We start from the raw sequence: 21,478 nt of genomic DNA, 5'->3' as shown, positions 1-21,478 counted from the left end.
TTAATACACAATAAATTACTTCGATTTCTTTTCTTTTGATTGTGGTTTTTCATCTTCCTTTTTTTCTGGAGATTTAGTATCCCCTTCCTTAAGCATTCCAAGTTTAATTTTCACCTGCTTTGCGAGTTCTTCATAAATCTCCGGTGCTTCAAGAAGTTTTGCTTTGAACTGCTCCCTCCCTTGAAATCTATCTTCGTTAAATGTAAACCAAGAACCGCTCTTTTTAATAATTCCCTGATCAACTGCTAAGTCAATTACATCGCCGGATTTACTAATGCCTTCGTTATATAATATATCAAATTCAACTTCCTTAAAAGGAGGGGCAACTTTACTCTTAACAATCTTTACACGTGTTCTGTTTCCGATGACATCATTGCCGTCTTTAATAGCTGCAATTCTTCTGATATCCAGTCGAACAGAAGCGTAAAATTTAAGCGCGTTACCACCAGTCGTTGTTTCGGGATTGCCGAACATCACACCAATTTTACTCCGAAGTTGATTGATAAAAATTACTGAAGTTTTCGATTTTGATATTGCACCGGTAAGTTTTCTTAATGCCTGCGACATTAGTCGAGCCTGAACAGCCATAGTTGCATCTCCCATCTCACCTTCAATTTCACTACGCGGAACGAGTGCAGCGACAGAATCAATCACAATGACATCCAATGCATTGCTGCGAACGAGCGTGTCAGTAATTTCGAGAGCCTGTTCACCAAAATCCGGCTGCGATATAAGCAAATTACTTGTATCCACACCAAGTCTTTTTGCATAATTAACATCGAGAGCATGTTCTGCGTCAATGAATGCTGCAAGTCCCCCTGTCTTCTGAGCTTCAGCGATTATATGAAGGCAGAGTGTTGTTTTTCCACTTGATTCAGGTCCATAAATTTCGATTACTCTTCCACGAGGAACACCGCCAATACCAAGAGCATAATCTAATGAAAGCGCGCCGGTTGGTATTGATTCGATGTTGTTAATGACACCATCGCCAAGTTTCATAATAGCACCTTTGCCATATGTTTTTTCTATACTGGCAATCGCATCGTCTATTATTTTTATTTTTTGATCACGATCAGAACTCATTTTAACCTCCAATTTAATTAAGAAAATATTTTTTTATTTTTTTATAGTGTGAGCCGTCAGGCTTCAATTTACTTTCATATAGTGAGACTTCATTTGCAATAAAATTTAATGAAGAAATATTCAGTGACTTAAAACTTTTTATGAATGAATCAGACACCGGTTTTTTAATCCTCAAAATTGTTAAGTGTGGTTTAAATCTCTTTTCCGATTTCTCTATTCCTATTTCAAATAATCTCTGGTCTAATTCAAAAGCTATTTGATTAATTATTTCATTATTAGATAATCCAATGTAAAGAATTTTGGGATTATAACCGTTAGGGAAAAAATTAAATTCAGTCAACGAAAATTTTATTTTCTCAAAATGGTTGAGGAATGAAATTTGCTCAACTATTAATGGGACAATTTCATTCGGAACTTCGCCGATAAATTTAAGCGTTAGATGGATTTTCTCCTTCTTTTCCCATCTCATACCAGTTTGTTTGTCGCTTAAACTATTTATTAAATTAAAAATATTACTCAGAATTAATTCTGGCATCGGTATCGCAACAAATAATCTATTCATCAAAAGGAATACCCAGTAAATGACGGCGCAGCATCTCCAAGGCAGCCTGAGCAGCTCTTTGTTTATTTCTTAAACGGTTATCTCCAAAAAGAAATTTTTTTGCCGTACAGACATTATCATCACACAAACCGATATATACCAAACCGACAGGTTTTTCAGCACTACCTCCAGTTGGCCCTAAAATTCCTGTGAGTGAAATTCCGAGATCACTTCCGCTTATAGATTTAACTCCCTCTGCCATTTGTCTTGCAACTTCTAAACTAACTGCACCGAAGGTGTTGATTTTATCTTCATCAACTTTTAGAATTTCAACTTTTGCTGCATTACAATATGCGATAACACCCCGGTCATAATACTTGCTGCTGCCGCTAATGTTAGTTAACAGGCTTGAAAGATAACCACCTGTACAAGATTCTGCCACAGCAAGACGTAATTCTCTTTCAATTAATAATCTCGAGACAACATTTTCAAGCACTTCATCTTCCCGTGAAAAAATATATCTGCCTACCTTGCTTCTGATCTTTTGCTCGATTTCAATTAGTTTATTTTTTGCTGCTGCTTCATTTTTCTCCTGGACAGTCACCCTCAACTTTACGCTTATTTGACTTGGAAGGAATGCAAGCTTTGCTCCTTGCAAAATTTCATCTAAATTTCCCAACCGTTCTGCGAGTAGCGATTCGCCAATTCCTGTGGTTAACAATATCAATTTTTTGATTACAAAATCTACTTTACTAGTCAGTTGAGCGAGTTTAGGCAGCACAAAAGATTCCATCATGCCTTGCATTTCGTAAGGTACACCAGGCAAAACAACAAAAATTTTTCCATCTTTTTCGATCCAATACCCGGGGGCAGTGCCATTCTGATTCCTTATTGGCAGAGCAATTTTAGGAACCAGAGCCTGACCTTTAATAATATTTGATATTGTTCGTCCCCTCTTTGCAATTAGGGATTTTATATCACCTAAGACATCCTCGTTTTCTATTAACTCAGTATTAAAAAATTTGACCACACAAGACCTCGTAATGTCATCGTGTGTTGGTCCTAATCCTCCGGTAACAATAATCAAATCATCGGTTGCCCAGGTCTCTTTGAATTCTTTTACGATTGCTGCTTCATCATCTCCAATTGCAGTGACCTTATTAACGATGATATTAATATCGGATAGCATATTGCCAATGTATGAAGCATTAGTGTTTACTGTTTGACCGATTAATATTTCATCACCTATAGAAATAATATGTGCGTTCATTAGAATATTGTCCTAAAAATGTAAATTCAATTTATTAATGATTAATACAAGTAATTGCATAATAATTAATGTATACGTACTTGCAATAATGTCATCCGCCATTATTCCAACCCCACCTTTAAGTTTTTCAACATTTCTTGCCGGTGCTGGTTTAACAATGTCTAAAATTCTCCAGATTAAAAATGCGATTAAACTTAGAAATAAACTCTTTGGTAAAAATAATAATGATATCCACATTCCAACTACCTCATCAATCGTGCACTCTGCCGGATCCTTTCCAAATTTTTTTTCAAATTTATTCCCAATGAATATACCGTAAAAAATAAATATCAGGATTAATGGAATGTGAATGAAATAATTTTCGAATCCGGGTGTAAAATAGATTAGCAGTGCTATGAGACTTGCAAAACTTCCGGAAGCAATCGGAATGTACCCGGTATAGAAACCTGAGCCTAAAAAGTTTTCAATAAAATTAATTTTCAATTTGAAATAGTTTTTTGATTAAATTTTTATTCGCAAAAATATATTGAAGTCCTGTAAAAAAAGTGATCACAGTAATAAATAATGATAGAAAAAATAACAAGTTTTCATCAAGCAACGATGAAATCAAATAGTTATAGTTTGATTGAACCCAATGATTCTTACTCAGGACAAAGATTATTAATAAATAATAAAGAAAAATCATTTGAAGAACAGTTTTAATTTTAGCATACACTGAAGTTCGAAAAGAGAAGCCGCGATAGTCGCTGTAAACACGCAATAAAGTAATTAGTAAATCTCTTAGAACAATAACAGATACCATCCAGTTTGCAATTAAACCAACCATAGCAAAACCGAAAAATGCAGATGAGGTCAAAATTTTGTCCGCCAAAGGGTCCCAAAATTTTCCCCAGCTTGTTATATAATTAAATTTTCTCGCAAGCCAGCCGTCGTACCAATCAGTTAATGCAGCGGCTAAAAAGATAATCAATGAAATTTGTTTTAACAATTGACTTTCATAAAGAAATAAAAATAAAAAAATAGGAGTCAGAATAATTCTGAGGACTGTTAACTGATTTGGTAAAATCATATCTCAAAATTAATTTATTGAGAGACTTTTCAAAAATGTGTATTCGTATATACCAGTGTTATGTCCGTCACCCCACGTAATACTTAATGCATAATTTCCAACAATTTTGATTTCCGAAATTAAAATTTGGGTAGGCTCTAACAGCGGAATATAAAATTTACCTTGTTTATCTCTTTCTGCAACGCAAGTAGCGCAGGGACAGTTTTTACGGAGTAATGGAATGGAAATAGATGATTCAGAGTTGTCATCCCACTTGATTAACAAATCATTTTTATCGCTCATCTTAACACGAACGGGATTCATTAATTTACTGTGAGCCCTGTAAGCAGGTTAAGTGCTTCCAGATATTTCTGACTCGTCATTTTAATAATTTCCTGGGGCAAGTCAGGTGGGGGTGGCTGCTTATTATAATTAATTGAAAGGAGATAATCTCTGATGAATTGCTTATCAAAACTTTGCTGAGACTTTCCTTTTTGGTAATTTTCAACAGACCAGAAACGAGATGAATCCGGAGTAAGCAGTTCATCAATTAAAATTATTTCATGATTGTATAAACCAAATTCCATTTTAGTATCGGCAATAATTATTCCCTTTGTCAGAGCATAGTCCGAAGCGCTTTTATAAATATTTAAAGCAGTCTCCTGTAATTTTAGAATATTAGTTCGACCGACTATTTTTTCAGCTTCAAGAGATGATATGTTCTGATCGTGATCGCCAATTTCGGCTTTTGTGGATGGGGTAAAAATTGGTTCGGACAATTTTTCAGATTCGACTAATCCTTTAGGCAATTTTAAACCTGATATCGAACCACTCTTCTGATAATCCACCCACCCTGATCCTGAAATGTACCCTCTAACAATACACTCAATAGGAATAACTTCAGTTTTTTTTACCATCATTGACCTCCCATCCAGATCATTTTTATAAGCTGCACAAGCGGGAGTAAATTTATTAATATCAGTGGAAATCAAATGATTGGCAATAATATTTTTGCTGAAATCAAACCAGAATTGTGAAATTTTATTTAAAACTTTCCCTTTGAAAGGAATTCCTTGATTCAGGATAACATCGAAAGCTGATAATCTATCAGATGATACAATGAGGAAGTATTCTCCCAAATCATAAATATCTCTTACTTTACCGCGTTTAACCAATTTCAATTTTTGGAAATTAGTTTTAAGAATAATTTGCTCAGCCATTTTGGTATTTTATTTTTATGACAAATATAGGCAGGAGATTTTGTTTATTCAACTATCGTTAGATCAAAGAATAGAAAAATTTAATCACTTCAATTGATGTAATCAATTGCGAAGTAAGTGAGCACCGAAATAAAAGAGAAGATTAGAAACGAAAGACTAAACCGCCATGATAACCGAAATATCCAATTTCGTCATTCTTTTTTAATACTTTCGTAAATTTTGCCTGGACATCTAAACCCCAAAAGCGGTTTAGAGCAAAGAAAAAGCCAACTCCGGGTGCGAATCCAAATGAAGTTTCATTTACTTTTTCAAATCCATTATCATATTCTCCAATATAAGCACCCACCTCGCCTTTTAAATAGGGGACGAACCAATCCTGCCCAAAAGGAAAAATAGCACCGAGTGTAATAGGCACAATATGACTAACATAATTTGGATCGTTATTCGATTCAAATCTTTGGTAACCGACTGAAGCGGTAAGAAAATAATTGAATCCTCGTGATTCATAATGTGGGTTTACTGCAAAACTAAGAGCACTTGAAAAACCATTTTTATGAGTGTTTCCGAATGCCGAGAATGGTTCGGCGATGCCCGACTCAACTATCAAATATGAATTCTGTGCCAATAAAGCGGCGGGAAATAAATAGACGATTGCAATTAAGGTAAAAAGTTTTTTCATAACACACTCATTTGAAATAATGATAAATGATTAAAAAATTTATAAAAACATTAACTTTAAATTAAAACCTGGATGTCAAATGAAAGAGGTAAAAAATTTTATTACTGAAACTTGTCAAAATATAAAAGGCGACCCGGTAATCGCCTGAAAGTGGGCAGGGACGGAATTGAACCGCCGACACATGGATTTTCAGTCCATTGCTCTACCGACTGAGCTACCTGCCCGAAAACGCTCTGCAAAAATAATATTTTACTATGAATCTGCAAACGAGAACTTATAATTATTATTCAACCGTGACACTTTTCGCAAGATTTCTTGGTTGATCTACATTTAATCCTTTTTTAACAGCGATATGATAGGCAAGTAATTGTAATGGAATGGTAGTAAGTATTGGCATTAACATTCGTATTGTGTCAGGTATCCTTATTGTATAATCTACTAACTCGTGTATTGAGTCGTCACTTTCTGAAGCAATTGCAATTAATCGTCCACCACGAGCTTTAACTTCTTCAATATTGCTTCGAATCTTTTCATAAGTGGAATCTTTTGGTGCAATGAACACAACAGGCATATTTTCGTCTATTAATGCTATCGGGCCATGTTTCATTTCAGCAGCCGGATAACCTTCAGCATGTATGTAGGATATTTCTTTTAACTTTAAAGCTCCTTCGAGGGCAGCAGGAAAATTGTAACCGCGCCCAAGATATAAAAAATTTTTTGAATCTTTGAACTCCTCAGCAATCATTTCAATTTCTTTGTTCAACTTTAATATTTTTTCTACTTTATCGGGAATGGAAAGCAGTTCTTCACAAATAGCTTTACCATCCACCATGCTCATGTTTTTTCTGCGGGCAACAAATAGAGTAATTAATGCAAGTACTGCTAATTGCGCTGTAAAGGCTTTGGTTGAAGCCACGCCGATTTCCGGTCCGGCATGAATATAAACTCCTGCATCACTTTCTCTTGCAATTGAACTCCCAACAACGTTGCAGATTCCAAGAACAGTTGCACCTCTGAATTTAGCTTCTCGTAAAGCAGCAAGTGAATCTGCAGTTTCACCACTCTGTGAAATAAAAAATATCACATCATCTTTTCCAACAATTGGGTTTCTATATCTAAATTCAGACGCATATTCAACTTCGGTAGGGACACGCAAAAACTGTTCAAACATGTATTCGCCAACCAATCCAGCATGCCACGAAGTACCGCAAGCTGAAATAATAAACCGATTAGCCGAGACAAGTTTTTCAACAATTTCGCGAAGCCCGCCCAATCTGGCAGTTCCCTGTTCTAAAACAACTCTCCCGCGCAAAGCGTTTCTGATTGATTCAGGCTGTTCCATTATTTCCTTCAGCATGAAATGCTGGTAACCACTTTTATTTATCTCATCTAAATTCATGGTTATTTCATGAATTTCTTTTTCGATCGAAGCATCATTAATTGTTTTAACATCGAAAGTATCTTTTCTCAACTCAACAATTTCCCCATCTTCTAAATAGACAACCTGATTTGTATGAGCCACAATAGCAGTCACGTCCGAAGCAAGAAAATTTTCATGGATGCCAATGCCTAAAACTAACGGTGAACCTTTTCTGGCAGCAATAATTTTATCAGGTTCCTTATCATAAATAACCGCAATTCCATAAGTGCCTTCAACTTCGGATAAAGCTAATTGTACTGAAGTAAAAAGGTTGTGCCCTGCTTTTAAAAAGCTGTCAATTAGATGAGGAAGCACTTCAGAATCTGTATCACTTAAGAATTTGTACCCGTTTTTAATAAGAGATTTTTTTATAGTCTGATAATTTTCAATAATACCATTGTGGATCAAGAAAAGAGTTTTGTCCCCATTACTATGAGGGTGTGCGTTTAACTCGTTAGGAATGCCGTGCGTTGCCCATCTCGTGTGACCGAGACCAATTGTTGAACTCAAATTAAGATCGTCTAACTTATCCTCAAGCAGAGAAACCTTACCTTTATTCTTTATTACAATAGATTTGTTGTTTTGAATAAGCCCGATACCTGCAGAATCATATCCACGGTATTCAAGTCTTTTTAGACCATCAATAATTATAGGTACACAATTTCTTTCACCGATGTAACCAACAATTCCACACATAAAATTTTCCTATTCTCTATTAATAAACATTACTTCATTTTAACAAGTTTTTGAGTAATGGTTTTTGATTCACCGGCAATTTTTGTAATTAATTTATAAAAATATAAACCATTGGCTATCAAATCACCATCTTCATCTCTGCCATCCCATTTAATTTGATTAAATCCCGGGACTATTTGAGCTGATGTAATCATAAAATTTCTTATCAATCTTCCTGCCACAGTATAAACCTTTATCATCATTGATTCTGGAATCTCTGAACCATGCAGATTGAACGTAAAATATGTTTCATCTTCGAACGGATTCGGATAATTGTACACATCTACTACATTCGGATCGTTAAATACAGAGAAGTTAGTGCGATAAGAAGTCGAATCGAAAAAATTATTCGAAGCATCTTTTGCCAATACCTCGAGAGAATGCCTTCCATCACTCAAAATTGGATTCCACGTAATAGTAGCTTTTGAATTTGGATAAGGAGTGTAATCGAAATGAATTTTAGAGTCGCTAAAATTTAAAGGGACATTATTATGAACGATAGTGAAGAATGTTGTATCAAGCGGAAGCGGACTATTATCTTCAAGCGTAATCACAACTTCCGGTTTTGAAGATATAATATCGCCGTCAATAATATCCTTTCCATCAAAAGTAATATTGAAATTTGGTTTTAAAGAATCTCTTGAGACATAAAAGCCGCTATTAGTGATATTATTATAAGTGAAAAATTCCTGAGTCGGGACAGTAGCAAACACTAGAACAGGATTGTCAAATAATAGTGCGGATGTAGGAATCACATAGCTAACCGAGCTACTACTATCACCTGCCAAATTCACTGCAGGGGTAAAGAAAGGTGTATCAGAATTATTTAGAAAGAATTGTAATTTAACACTATCCACCGGCGTATGCGAAACATTACTTAATTCAAAATCCATGTTAATATCAAAGCCCTGCATTAGGCTATCAGGATCAAATTTAAGATTATCGGAAATTAGAAGTACTTCAGGCTTTTCGATATAGTCGAAATGAACATTTTTTAATTCAAGAGGAGTTGAGCTTCCAAAACTTGAATCACTAAAAGTAACAAACAATCTCAACTTAGAAAATTGACTTAAATCTAAATTACTTAAAGTAAATGGGGATTTGATATCCGGGTAGTTAGTCACCCACTCGTTATTAGTTTTATTCAACCCTTGTAAATCAACTTTGTATGTGCCCAGAGAACCTTCACTTCCAATTTCGTAGGAAACAGTATTCCATTGAAGTACATCCTGACCAACCTCCTCGGAATAAATTGTACCTTCAGCATCAGTATAACTGCCGCGAAACTTAGAAAACTTGGGAGTAAAACCGGATGATCTGTAAACAGAAGCGTAAACCTCATCGTGTTCCCAATCATAAGCCCATGAGTAGTAGCTTTGGAAAGGTTCGTACGAACGCCATTCTTGTTCAAAAAATCCATCCGATTTTCTGATTCGCCGAATGTAATTTGTAAGCAGATATTCGGTAGGATAGATATAGCCCATCGCAGAAAAAAATCCTGTAAAACCGACATAACTACTTCCAGCCAACTCTAAATCTGGCACCGCGGTTTTCCAATTATTCAACGGATCAAAAGTTCTCAAAATATACTTACTATTATTGGTAGAATCACGAAGTGTAAGATTATAAAAATATCTACCATCTGTTGTTAAGTAAGCTGGTCCGTCATTAGGCAAGGCTGCATCCCAGCTAAGAATCCCATATGGTATATACACTTTTGAGCTATCACCGGTGATTGGATCAATTTTAACTAAGTAATACGACTCACCAGTGTATGCATAAATATATCCATCTGAATATGCAACAATTGAGTTATATATCTTTCCATAAAATTGGGGAACAGGTCCGTAATACTCTCCCTTAATGGTACCATTGTTACCGGTGCCAATTTTATATATTTTCGAATAGCCATTTGGGTTTTTATTTGGGTCATAGGCAAAAAAATACATATTTGCAAAATATATATAGGTACCATCTGTCGTAATAGTTGTAAGATCAACACTATCAGTTACACTAGTTTCAGGAATAATATCTTCTACAAATCTCTTATTATCAGGCTTGGGTGGGAGTAACTCAGTATTAAGAATTAAGCTATTACTGGAGTCAGAATAATTAATATTATAAAGCTGAAATGATTTCAGAATCCCATCAGTTGCATAATATCCTTTTTTATCTAACCCATTAACAGTAAAACTTCGAATGTCACTCCAGCTGCCAAACTCTTCTCCATTAAAAATTCTTGTTCTCCAGAAATAGGAACCTGGAGGGAGGATTGGAGTAGTCCAAGTCAAGAGTGCATCTTTCGGCTGAATCCCGGCGCTTCGAAAGATTGGCGAACTAAAGGCGATTGATGTATCAATTTCAAAATAATAAGTCAACGGTAATTGCAAATAATAGCCAATATCAGACAGCAAAAAGTCAACAGTATTTTTACTTGTACTTGTACCATCAAGAGGATAAATAATGTTTGGTTCACCTAAATCGAAGACGGCAAAATAGGATGAGGCAGTGTTATCAGAATGATCCTCTTCAAACAGATGCGAATCATTGTTAACTTCGACTTTTAATTCGAATAAACCACTCATAGTAGGTGTCCAGTCAAAGAATGCTGAGTCAAGTTCACCAAAACTTGATAGCTTAGTGGAACCGACCATGTACGATGTGTCAACCGAAGTAGCAAAAAGTTCCACCAAAACTGAATCGCCTGAAAATACAATCCCTTTGTTTTGAATAAGTGCTTTCACTTTCACAGTATCTTCAACAAGTGGATTGCTTGGAGTAATAGTAATGCCTGAACTGTTAATTACAAAATCTGGATTAGTTGGAATGGCAAGAGTAAGCATCGGATCACCCAACAGATTCAACAATGCAAGCTGCAACCCATAAATACCCGAATTACCAACTTGATTCTTAGCGTGTAATATGGACTTCCCGACAATATGATTTCTTACCCTAAATACTTCGTTAAAGAAATGCTGATTAATATCTTTGCCAACACCCCAATAAGTTAACCCTGAACTGCCCCAAAATCCTATACTTCCCTTCCCCGGTACTTTATTAAATTGTTCGCCAAAAACGTCCTGATTATCAAAGTGCGCCGTATAACAAGTTACACTTGAAATGAAAGGCATCCTGTTTCCATTTTCAAGTAAGTATATATCATCATTCAAAAATACTAAGTCCCATTGATAACCTCCTCCATGCCCATAATAATTGGCTATGACTGCCCCCTCATTAAATCCTTCACGCATTTGGGGTCCTTCACCTTGAAATTCGATGTACTCGGGTTTGTTCGGATATCTAAAAATTTTCGTTGTATTTAAACCTTCCGGATAAATATAAGAATTTTGTAATAATATATTTGCATCATTAAAGCCAAATGAGTTCTCGTCCTCCAAGCTCAACCCGGATGAGAGCAGTAATACATTCTGTTTCCAGTCCTTTGAATTATCACCGGGATAATTAAGAATTTTATCTATAAGTATATTTGCTTCTTCTATGGTTTCACATGAGAGTCTTCCAATCGCAAGATCAGGTGATAGATCTGTACCAGTCACAGCAACAAAATTATTATCACTTGCAGCCTGTCCATAACCAGAAGCAAAGTAAGGGATGGCAGGTATGTAACTGAGCCTATCGGTACTTATTAGATGTCGATAATCATAGGACATATCACCCATCAAGGTAATATAGGATGGAGCAGGAGATTGCCAATTTTCAAAAGCATATTGAACAAAATATTTAATTGCATAAGGATCGAGTAAGCCAAAAGAAAACTCGTTATAAATATCTCTTACATCTACTATTTTTACCCTCGGATTGGTAATAGATGAATCAGTGAAATTATTTATTCTGAATTCAGCGAGTCTATTTGCAGCTTCAATAAAATCAGGATGTGTGATAATAATATAGTCTGCACCATTCGAAATATTTCTCTGATCTGAAGCCGTATTACGAACAATCGAATCTGGTAATAGATAAGAATTATCAGAAACACAGAAATACTCAGTCTGAGTATTTACTGTGTCAACGAATAAAAAGGAATTGATATCGTCGTTAAACTTTTGGGGATTTTTTATCATTTTAGACTTTGAAGGGATAAGAACTTTCATACTATCACTTTCCCAATTCCATAGCCAATAACGATTAACACCGGCACTATTCTTCGGACTCTTCAAAATGAAGTATGTACCATCGACTCTATTTGTCTTTTCGTATTCAAACTCATACCAGTTTACTCGAATTTCATCACTATTAACTCCAGAAGTGGTAGGACAGATATCTCCTCTTACCCAGACATTTAGTCTATTACCTATTGGAAAGATTCTTATACTATCATTTGAGACATAAAATCGTTTTTCGAAAGTAGCTTCCTTTTGTCCATCCCATATAATCGAGCCAATGAATTGATCGGTCAATTCTATCTCGGCTTTATGATCAGTAGTGCAGGAAGAAGAATTGGTCATACCATGCATTTTGACTCGGAGAGTCACCCAATTGGAATCAAGATTTCGATTAGGAAATTCTTTAAATAAATCTTCAAACCCAAAAAGTGCCTGCCTGTTTTGAGCAGTAGCTTTACCCCAAAACCAATAGTCTGTCATCCCACTCATTTCTATTGGAACATAGCCCAATCGTTCGTATAAAGAATCTTTCTCAAAATGGAGAACCTCCGGTTCAGAGGTAAATGTTCTGCTGTATGTGGAAGGGAATCCATTAGTGTTTATATATCTATGCGGGGTAGTGTTCTCCTGATAAGATATCCAATATACATTACTTAAATTATAAATATTCATATTCGAATAAGGGGTGGGTGTTGGAGGATATCCAACGAATTCGACATAATCACCGTGATCAAATGTGCTGTCTCCGCCATCAACAATATCAATTGGGATTGTAACACCATCGTTATAAATATTGAAATTTGAACTTGGCATACCAAGGTAGAGAGGCATCCCTTTTGAAGCTAAATAATCATAAGTTAACCTGTAAACACCTTTTGTCTTTAAATATATTTTGAAAAAATCTTTTGCTGGATCATACCAATAATCTTCCAGTGGATTATTTGGAAGGATACTAATCTTCTTCCCAATCCACTGAAGTGCCTGGGTAGAATTAATCACTGAGGTTTTTAAGTAGTCATCTGTAAAACCGTCTTTAATCGGGAAAAAGTCTGAGAGGATTTTTTCGTTATAATCAATTTGGATAACTATTCTTTTGCTATAGTTTAGTTCTCTTGTAACCGGATTAAATTGATAAGGCGAAACTTTGAGGGGCATTATTCGTGCGAATCGCATAACGTAGTCGGCATCGAAACTGATCTTATTGTCTGGGAAATATTTATTTGACCCATAAATTTTATAATCTACTTCATCAAAATCAGATTTTTCAAAAAGCGGATCTTCGGCTGGAAATGGAATTATAAATTTGTTGGTGATAGTATTTTGTTCATTAACTAAAATTTTTATCGAGGGAGTCGAGTTAAACGGAATACCTAAACTTAAATTCAAAAGTGGCAGCCAAGGTTCACCTGGGTTTCTATAGAACTCTTTAGTAGAAGTAATGTACTGGAAAGTTTTGCCTTCGTAAAGAGTGTCCCTGATTTGATACCCCCCTTCGAAGTTAAACTCTATTTTAATGGATTTATTATTCGACTCGAGGATTTTAATTTGCTGCGAAAAAATAAACGCGGGCAAAACAAACACAACCAGTATTAGAATCAATTTAATCTTCATTAAGCACTCTTCTCTAATTTTTTTTTCAAAACTTAATTTTTTAGTTGCACGTAAGCAAGTGTAAAAATTAAAGCACTTTTTTTATCGATTAAAATCGTATTAATGTAATCTTGGATTACGAAAGCAAAATTCAGATGTTACCCTCGTTTGAAACTATGACAGCAAATGTCTTAAAAAATATTTTTAAATCTTTCAAAAAAGTTTCTTGTCTGTAGTATTCCATTTCCATTTGAACCCGCTGTTCTGGTGTTAGTTTCTGTCTACCGCTAACTTGTGAGATGCCTGTCAGCCCTGGTTTTATTTTGAAAATTTCACGCTGCTTCTCATTATAATTCTCTGTGATTGCCACCATCTCAGGTCGGGGTCCGACAATACTCATTTCACCCTTAAGTATGTTAAACACTTGAGGTATCTCATCAATACTAGTCCTTCTCATGATCTTTCCAACTTTTGTAATTCTGGGATCGTTTTCCTGAGTAAGAACAGGTCCAAATTCGAGAGCATTATCTATCATACCCCGAAATTTTATCATGCGAAAAGGTTTACCCAAATATCCAGTTCGCTCGTGAATAAAGAAAACCGGACCACGTGATTCAAATTTTATTAGGATACTGAATAATAGAAGGAGGGGTGAGGAAATAATCAAAAGAATCAAACTTAAAATAATATCGGTAGCTCGTTTGAGAAAGCTTCCCTGTTTGCCCATAGTTGGTAAAATTATCTTCTAAACTTTTTCAATAAATCAAGAAGTACATCTATAACTTTGTGAACCTGCTCATCAGTCATTCCAGGGTAGATTGGTAATGACATTAACCGCGGAAAAGCTGCGGAAGCGACCGGGTAATCCTTATCATCAAGATTAAAAGTTTTATTATAAAAAAGATGTTGATGAACCGGCATAAAATGAACCCCGACTCCAACATTTCTTTTTTTCATTTCTTCTATAAATTCCGAACGTGTAATAGACAGCATTTCCAAATTAAGTCTTACCGGATAAAGGTGCCAGGAAGATTCGCGATCCGGTTTGATTGTATGCAAAGTCAACATATCATTGTCTTTTAAAACCTCGGTATATTTTTTTTGCTATACTTTTACGCCATTCCCACATTGCATCAACTTTTTTAAGCTGCGGTAATCCAAGCGAGGCTTGAAGATCAGTAAAATTATATTTATACCCGGGTGCAACTACCTCATAATACCATGAACCGGATTCAGTATATCTTTTCCAAGCATCACGGTTGATTCCGTGTAAACGCATAATAGCGCAACGTTCAGAAAGTTCTTCATTGTTAGAGCAGATCATTCCCCCTTCACCAGTTGAGAGTGTTTTAGTTGCATAGAAACTAAAGCAAGTAACTTCTGAAATTGTTCCAATCTTCCTACCTTTATAAGTGGCAGGTAGAGAATGAGCAGCATCCTCCATTACACGTAAATTATATCTTTTAGCTAGTTCAAGTATTTCATCCATATCACATGGCTGACCGCCATAATGAACAGGAATTATAGCTTTGGTTTTAGGTGTAATGGCTTTCTCAATCGCTTCAAGCGAAATGTTAAGGGTATCTTGATCAACATCAACAATTACCGGTTTTGCTCCAAAGTAACAAACAATTTCAGCGGTAGCAGGAAAGGTCATTGTCGGCACAATAACTTCATCGCCCTGTTTTACTCCAAAAGCTTCTAACGTCAGGTGACCGGCTGCAGTCCATGAATTTACAGCAATGGATTTTCGTGCACCGATGTAGTTATTAAATTCTTGCTCGAACTTTAGAGTCTTTGGTCCCATACTAAGCCAGCCAGAGCGCAAAGTATCAACCATTTCATTTATTTCTTCATCAGAAATAAATGGTCTGTGAAAAAGCAGGTAATCTTTGTTCATAAAATCATTATTCAAAAAGGTAATACAAATTTAAGATAATATTTTGAAGAAATAAAAGATTTTTAATTTCTCAGTTATAAATAAGTTTTGATCAATTCAGTAATTAGTAAATCAATAAATGGCTTGAGAAAATACTACTCTAATTAATTGTAACAAAGTGATTAATTAAAGATTTTATTATTTAAACACTATCTTTTAAAAAGTCCTATAATGAAACCTATTCCATAAGATAAGTGTATTGTAGGGTAAACAATGAGACATTTAAATTTTTCTAAAAGTGACAAATTATTTCGGAACGAAAAATAAAAGTTTAAAAGTAAATAAATAAATAATGGGATATTCTCATAAAATGAATTTGACGAAATGAAAATAATCACTAAATAGAGAAAGAATGACGACGGAATTAAATGACGAAGTTTTATTTCAGATTTAATTTTTCTGAGCACCAAAGGTTTAAAAAGACCATACTGAAAATACTGAGAAAATAATTTACTCCATTCGCTTCTCGGCGAATAGTAAGAAATGATTTCAGAATTGAGGTAAACTTTTTTACCGAAGCTTTTCGCTCTATAATGAAATTCATCATCCTGATTTCGGAATAACTTTTCGTCGAAAAAACCTATTTCATCAAATAAACTTCGCTTCCATGCACCAAGATAGACATGATCAGATTCACCGGTGTAATCCGGGTTATGAATTTTACTATCCCCAATTCCAAAACTGGTTGAAGTAACAAATGCAACAGCGCTTTGAAAACTTGATTTACCAACGGCTCTCATAGGACCACCTACAATGTCCGCATCAGTTTGTTGGAATGTCTCAATTATTTTTTCGAAATAATTCTCGGCATAAGTTGTGTGTGCATCTAATCTAATAATAGGATCACCGCTGCAGTTTTTAATTCCAATATTCAATGCAAACGGTACATACTTATTTGGGTTGTGTAAGAGTTTGATTTGAGGGTAAGTGGAGGCATACTTTTCCACTATTGATTCCGTACCATCAGTTGAGCCGCCATCAATAATTAATAATTCTTTATCAAGAGGTTTAGCTTTGAGGAAGAAGTTTATAATTATTTCGATGCAAAGCTTTTCGTTATATGTCGGACAAATAGCTGAGATCAAAACATTCAAATGTTTTTTTATTTTTTTATTGATTTAACGAAGAATAGTGATTTTCTATCTTCATGAGATAAAGTGAATTTTTTTTGCAAATAAAAGTTAACTGCAGACTTGTTCTCCTTATGCACTGAAAGCCCGAATTCGAATATCTCATCATTGATTAGATTAGTCTCTAAAAAATCTAGCAGTTTCCCTCCCAAGCCTTTTCCTTTATATTCAGTTGCTATCGATATTTTGTACACTCTAACACGAGTTTCCTTTTGTATATGCTTGGTCACTTTAAAAAATGTTTCATAAAATTTAGCCACAATAAATCTCGGGTTTAGAATCAGAACCCTCATAAGTTCCATAAAATGATGCTTGATAAAGATATTCACCGCCTTTTGAGTATTCTCTCCAGCAATGATGAACCCTATCACTTCTGACTGATCCTCTGAATATATAGCGTACGAATATGGATTTAATTCAATCAATAATTTTAAATATTGAATCATCATTGAGTTGCTGAAGGCATTGGAAAAATGAGAATCATCAAAAGATGATTTGTGGATCAATGCAATACGGTCTAGGTCAATATTTTGAATTTTCTTAATCAACATTTTTATTATCGCTTAAAATTCCTTTATAAAGGTTGATCATACGATTGACGCAATCTTTTTCTTCAAATAATCTTTTAACCATCTTCCTACCTTCCTTCCCAAAACTACTTCTCAGTTGTTTATCAAGAATTAATTTTTCGATAGACTCGACGGACATTTTAATGTCATTACTTTTCACAACGAAACCGGTTCGATTATGCTGAACAACTTCAGGTAGGCCTCCAACATCTGAAACGACAACAGGTTTTTCACACGCAGAGCTTTCGAGCACGGATACGCCAAAACTTTCGACATTTGAGAAATAACAAGCTATATCTATTTTATTATGATATTCTGATATCTGATTATGCGGTATATGACCTGTAAACTCTACATAATTTCGAATACTTAATTCCTCAGCGAGTTTCTCTAATTCGTATCGTAATGATCCCCCTCCAACAATTAATAATTTTAACTTATGGGTAGGCATTCTATATTTTAATTCCGCAAAAACCTTGATCAAAAAATCAATCCCATATTTACTCTCAAGATTTTTTATTGTTCCAATTACTATTTCATCGTCATCTTGGTATGTAAAATCTGGTTTAAATATATTTGTATTGACGCCGAATGGAGTAAGACTGATAGCTTTATTACTATATTTTTGAGCGTGTGCTTTTAGATATTCACTTGTTGCAAATATATAGTCAGATTTGTTTAGAGCAAATTTAACTAAATTTTTATGTAGGAATGAATAATTAGGAAACTTTAGAATATCGATCCCCCAAACCGAAGTAATCATGGGATGAAAATGAGATAATGCTCCGATCAATCCATAACTTGCAACATAATGCGAATGTAAAATATCAGGTTTTATTCGGTTTAAGATATCGAATAATTTTGGCAGTGCTTTGATATAATAAATTTTTAAAAAACTTCCATTTAATTTTGAACCAATAAATTCTGGCGTATTGAGCGAAAATATTTGTACCCCATCTGCAAACTGAGTTCTATCAAATTTCTTTAGTCCCAATAAGAAAATTTCTATTCCGCTTGCGTTTAAGGTGTTCGCCCATTTAATTGTATGCGATGATGAAGGATCAGCTAAAAGTAACACTTTCATACAAAGACCAAAATAGTTGTTAAGTGTAATAAATTTATAAAATATGATGTTTTGTTTTTTGTAGCCCTAATTCATCAAGAAACGACCGAACCTCTATAAGAACCTTTTCGACTGAAAGTTGATTCATACATTCGTAAGACAGGCAATTAATTCCAGCGTGAGTATAGCAATATTGCTCGACAATAGGGCTGCATTGTATCTGATATCGAACAAATCTATGCCCATTTCCATGAGGCAAAGAGTAAGTTGGATTTGTCGGTCCGTAAATTGTAAAAGTTGGCTTATGCAATAAACTTGCAATATATGTTGGTCCAGAGTCGTTCGAAATAAAAACTGAGGCCTCACGAATTTTTTGAATGAGGCTGCTAATATCCGCTGTAATCGTCAACGGGATATTTAATTGATTAATTTCATTCATTTCATCTTTACTTAAAAATCCATCAGGCGAAATCATCTCTAAATCATATTCTTTTATTAACTCGGACGCAAGATTAAGGAATTTATTCAGATTCCATTCCTTAGCCTTTCTAATCGCGAATGGATGAATCATTATTTTACATGGTTGAATAATCTGAATACCAAATTCATACTTATTTAATATATGGTCAACACTTATAACTTGAGTTACGATATCCATATATCTATCCATTAAATGAGGTTTTGTCCTAATCGGGACAAATTTTGTGTAGAGATTTTTAAAGAATCGGATATTCATTCCAACTACAACATTGGCTCGACTATTATAAATAATAGAAGCAGATGCTGGTGTTCCAGTAATATCAAATATTTGATCAGGGGAATGTTTTTTAATAAAGTTCTTTATTTTTTTTGAAGCAATTCTTCTTCCATACCTGAATCCATTTTTATCGAGTGCAACAATATTCTCTTCTGGAAATTCGAGTTCATAAATAGATTTCGTCTCTGGATAGGAAAAAATAATAACCTTATGATCTTTATAATGATTGAAGATTTCCCTCACTGCAGGAATTGTAAATACAGTATCCCCTAACCGATGAAAAGATAAAATACCAATTACCTTTTTTGAATTAGTTTTTGAGGCAAAAATTTTACGTGAAATTATGCAGACGATATCGAATGTTAATATTAAAAAACTGTTTATAAACTTATGTCTCTTTAAAAAAGTTGAGGTATTAAAACTCTTATCAAATTTAAGGAAAAACTCTCTTTCGTGCTTTGCTTGCATTGGATAATTAATCTTGGAATGATTACGAATTGAATTATCTAAATAAATTCTTGTTCATAATAACTATCTAGAATACTCTCAGAGGGTTCAATATCGTCAATCGCCAAAAGTATTGTTAATAAGAGATAAAATTCCGTCTTGTTCATTACTTTTGTTTTTTTCAATTCGTTGACAGAAAAATAGTTTGAAATAATTTTATTATTGGAAAGTTTTTCAACTAGTTCATTCATTTGCTTGTGGTTTGTCAGATCGATCTTCGCAGTTTTCGTTATCATCATTCTTAGTCTTCTTTTAACCGCACCTGGAAGCTTTGGGTAAACGGTATCCTTCATAAAATTAAAAGTACGGAAGCGTATATCAGAAGAGTCAGCGGGTACATTCCATAATGCATTTTTAACTTTTAGTAATTCAGGTGAGAGTCTTGCTAAAAAATTATTATATAATTTATGCCCAGATTTCAAATTATCGGGGACATTCATTGCATAGTTGAAAACAAACTGACCATAGTAAGGCGCTACGCTCCAGAAAAAAAATCTATTTCTGTCTTCTCCTTCAAACAACCATTTAATTCCTCTTTCCACGATAGTGAATCTCTCAAATTTAAACTCTAATCCTTGTTCGGGATAACTATATAAAAGAGTGGTTATCCCCTCAATTAGATCTGCCTCTTTAATTCCTAAAAGTCTCTCGATTTTAGCTGGAGTAAAGAAATATTTATTTGAAATGAGATATTCTGCTAACTCCTTTAAACTTCTAATTTTTTGCGCTGGGCGATGATCTGGGAATATTTTATCCCCTCCATCGCCGGTGATGTATACCATATTTTTTCCAAATTTATGAACTAACTGTTCATAAAAAGTTAATAGAAAGACTGAGGATAATGTATTCAGTCCATTTTTATATTTTATTAATTTATTAACATCAATGCCCTTCGGTGTTCCCACTTTTATTAATTCCCATTTTAAATTAAGCCTCCGGGCAATTTCTTCTGCCCCAACAGCATCTTTGTCTGCGAACTCTTTGTAACCCAAATAGGTTGCAGTGGAAAAATCGAGCATTGTACTCTTTAATATAATTGCTAATGCTCTTGAATCAAGTCCTCCGCTTAAAGATAAAACATTTTTAGCGTTTGGGGACAAGCGTGCTTTACAAGATTCTGTCAAAAGATCGATTAATTCATCTGTGCATTTTTGCATACTCAGGTTGGAATGTTCTTTAATTTCAAAATTGAAATTATACAACCGAGAATTTTCCCATTCTCCTGATTTCAAACTTATAAAAATTAGTGAAGCAGGTGGCACCCTATTAAAGTTTTCAATAAAAGTTCGTTCTCCGAGCGGGTAACCAAACAAAAGGCTCTGTGCGATTCCTATTTTATCGTAATCCCTATTCTCCAAAATGTTTGAAAGAAATCTAATCTCACGTGAAATGATAATATTACTTTTCCATAAAGTAAAATAAAAAGGAAGTCGACCAAGCAAATCGTTAAAAAGGAACAGCATCTCTTTCTTTGAATCATAAATCAAGAACAAATAATCACCATCTGTTTCAGAAATAAATTTTAATACTGACATTTTAAGAGCTACTTTATCGCCAATTTTCCGAATTATAGAATTTATCTCTTTATTAATCTGACCGACTGATTTGTTATAGATTTTACCTTCCAAAATAACTTTGAATTCATCATTGCGAAGAAAATCAAGAGGGTAATTTTCATATTTTGTACCAGCGATAAACAGGTTTTTCGTTTTCAATAAATCAATGATTTTAAAATCATTGTTATGAATTGATTGTCTAATCGCTAAATTAATATTAGGAAACAATTCTTCTATTGATTGTTTT

At 34.4% G+C, this 21,478-nt stretch carries 16 protein-coding genes, 1 tRNA gene and 1 pseudogene; all 18 read right to left on the bottom strand.

Annotation, left to right across the window (positions count from 1 at the left end; translation table 11 throughout):
- Positions 1-15: 15 nt before the first annotated feature.
- The 18 genes and pseudogenes from recA to IPH11_18045 all read right to left on the bottom strand — a co-directional run bounded on the left by recA (position 16) and on the right by IPH11_18045 (position 21,390).
- Positions 16-1,083: a recombinase RecA gene (recA, locus tag IPH11_18130; protein MBK6915486.1), complete on the bottom strand. Its 1,068-nt coding sequence runs from the start codon at positions 1,081-1,083 to the stop codon at positions 16-18.
- A gap of 13 nt (positions 1,084-1,096) precedes the next feature.
- Entirely contained in the window at positions 1,097-1,645 is a 549-nt protein-coding gene (gene thpR, locus IPH11_18125; protein MBK6915485.1) for an RNA 2',3'-cyclic phosphodiesterase, read from the bottom strand.
- A complete protein-coding gene (locus IPH11_18120; GenBank protein ID MBK6915484.1) occupies positions 1,638-2,894 on the bottom strand; it encodes a competence/damage-inducible protein A in 1,257 nt (418 codons plus the stop codon). The genes thpR and IPH11_18120 overlap by 8 nt, the downstream gene beginning before the upstream one ends.
- Positions 2,895-2,906: 12 nt before the next feature.
- Positions 2,907-3,377 (bottom strand): phosphatidylglycerophosphatase A, encoded by a 471-nt coding sequence (locus IPH11_18115; protein ID MBK6915483.1) that lies wholly within the window; start codon positions 3,375-3,377, stop codon positions 2,907-2,909.
- On the bottom strand, positions 3,367-3,963 hold the full coding sequence (pgsA, locus tag IPH11_18110) for a CDP-diacylglycerol--glycerol-3-phosphate 3-phosphatidyltransferase (GenBank protein ID MBK6915482.1): 597 nt from the start codon (positions 3,961-3,963) through the stop codon (positions 3,367-3,369). The genes IPH11_18115 and pgsA overlap by 11 nt, the downstream gene beginning before the upstream one ends.
- A 9-nt stretch (positions 3,964-3,972) precedes the next feature.
- A complete protein-coding gene (locus tag IPH11_18105; protein ID MBK6915481.1) occupies positions 3,973-4,266 on the bottom strand; it encodes a DUF971 domain-containing protein in 294 nt (97 codons plus the stop codon).
- On the bottom strand, positions 4,266-5,162 hold the full coding sequence (locus tag IPH11_18100) for a phosphoribosylaminoimidazolesuccinocarboxamide synthase (GenBank protein MBK6915480.1): 897 nt from the start codon (positions 5,160-5,162) through the stop codon (positions 4,266-4,268). The genes IPH11_18105 and IPH11_18100 overlap by 1 nt, the downstream gene beginning before the upstream one ends.
- A gap of 142 nt (positions 5,163-5,304) precedes the next feature.
- Positions 5,305-5,841 carry a hypothetical protein gene (locus tag IPH11_18095; protein ID MBK6915479.1) on the bottom strand — a complete coding sequence of 179 codons (537 nt, stop codon included), beginning with the start codon at positions 5,839-5,841 and terminating at the stop codon, positions 5,305-5,307.
- A gap of 151 nt (positions 5,842-5,992) precedes the next feature.
- Positions 5,993-6,065 (bottom strand) — tRNA-Phe (locus IPH11_18090).
- Between the two features lie 59 nt (positions 6,066-6,124).
- A complete protein-coding gene (gene glmS / locus IPH11_18085; GenBank protein MBK6915478.1) occupies positions 6,125-7,957 on the bottom strand; it encodes a glutamine--fructose-6-phosphate transaminase (isomerizing) in 1,833 nt (610 codons plus the stop codon).
- Between the two features lie 29 nt (positions 7,958-7,986).
- A complete protein-coding gene (locus IPH11_18080) occupies positions 7,987-13,731 on the bottom strand; it encodes a hypothetical protein (protein MBK6915477.1) in 5,745 nt (1,914 codons plus the stop codon).
- A gap of 130 nt (positions 13,732-13,861) precedes the next feature.
- Positions 13,862-14,437: a sugar transferase gene (locus tag IPH11_18075; protein ID MBK6915476.1), complete on the bottom strand. Its 576-nt coding sequence runs from the start codon at positions 14,435-14,437 to the stop codon at positions 13,862-13,864.
- 11 nt (positions 14,438-14,448) lie between these two features.
- A pseudogene (locus tag IPH11_18070) lies at positions 14,449-15,610 on the bottom strand (DegT/DnrJ/EryC1/StrS family aminotransferase).
- Between the two features lie 188 nt (positions 15,611-15,798).
- On the bottom strand, positions 15,799-16,734 hold the full coding sequence (locus tag IPH11_18065) for a glycosyltransferase family 2 protein (protein MBK6915475.1): 936 nt from the start codon (positions 16,732-16,734) through the stop codon (positions 15,799-15,801).
- Between the two features lie 17 nt (positions 16,735-16,751).
- Positions 16,752-17,327: a GNAT family N-acetyltransferase gene (locus tag IPH11_18060; protein MBK6915474.1), complete on the bottom strand. Its 576-nt coding sequence runs from the start codon at positions 17,325-17,327 to the stop codon at positions 16,752-16,754.
- Positions 17,320-18,432: a glycosyltransferase gene (locus IPH11_18055; protein MBK6915473.1), complete on the bottom strand. Its 1,113-nt coding sequence runs from the start codon at positions 18,430-18,432 to the stop codon at positions 17,320-17,322. Before IPH11_18055 ends, IPH11_18060 begins: the two co-directional genes overlap by 8 nt.
- 34 nt (positions 18,433-18,466) lie before the next feature.
- On the bottom strand, positions 18,467-19,411 hold the full coding sequence (locus IPH11_18050) for a glycosyltransferase family 9 protein (GenBank protein ID MBK6915472.1): 945 nt from the start codon (positions 19,409-19,411) through the stop codon (positions 18,467-18,469).
- A gap of 263 nt (positions 19,412-19,674) precedes the next feature.
- On the bottom strand, positions 19,675-21,390 hold the full coding sequence (locus IPH11_18045) for a hypothetical protein (GenBank protein ID MBK6915471.1): 1,716 nt from the start codon (positions 21,388-21,390) through the stop codon (positions 19,675-19,677).
- Positions 21,391-21,478 lie beyond the last annotated feature (88 nt).

Source organism: Ignavibacteriales bacterium (assembly GCA_016709155.1).
Taxonomy (GTDB): domain Bacteria; phylum Bacteroidota; class Ignavibacteria; order Ignavibacteriales; family Ignavibacteriaceae; genus JADJEI01.
Note: the sequence above shows the minus strand (reverse complement) of the source record. Positions and strands in the feature narration are given on the sequence as shown.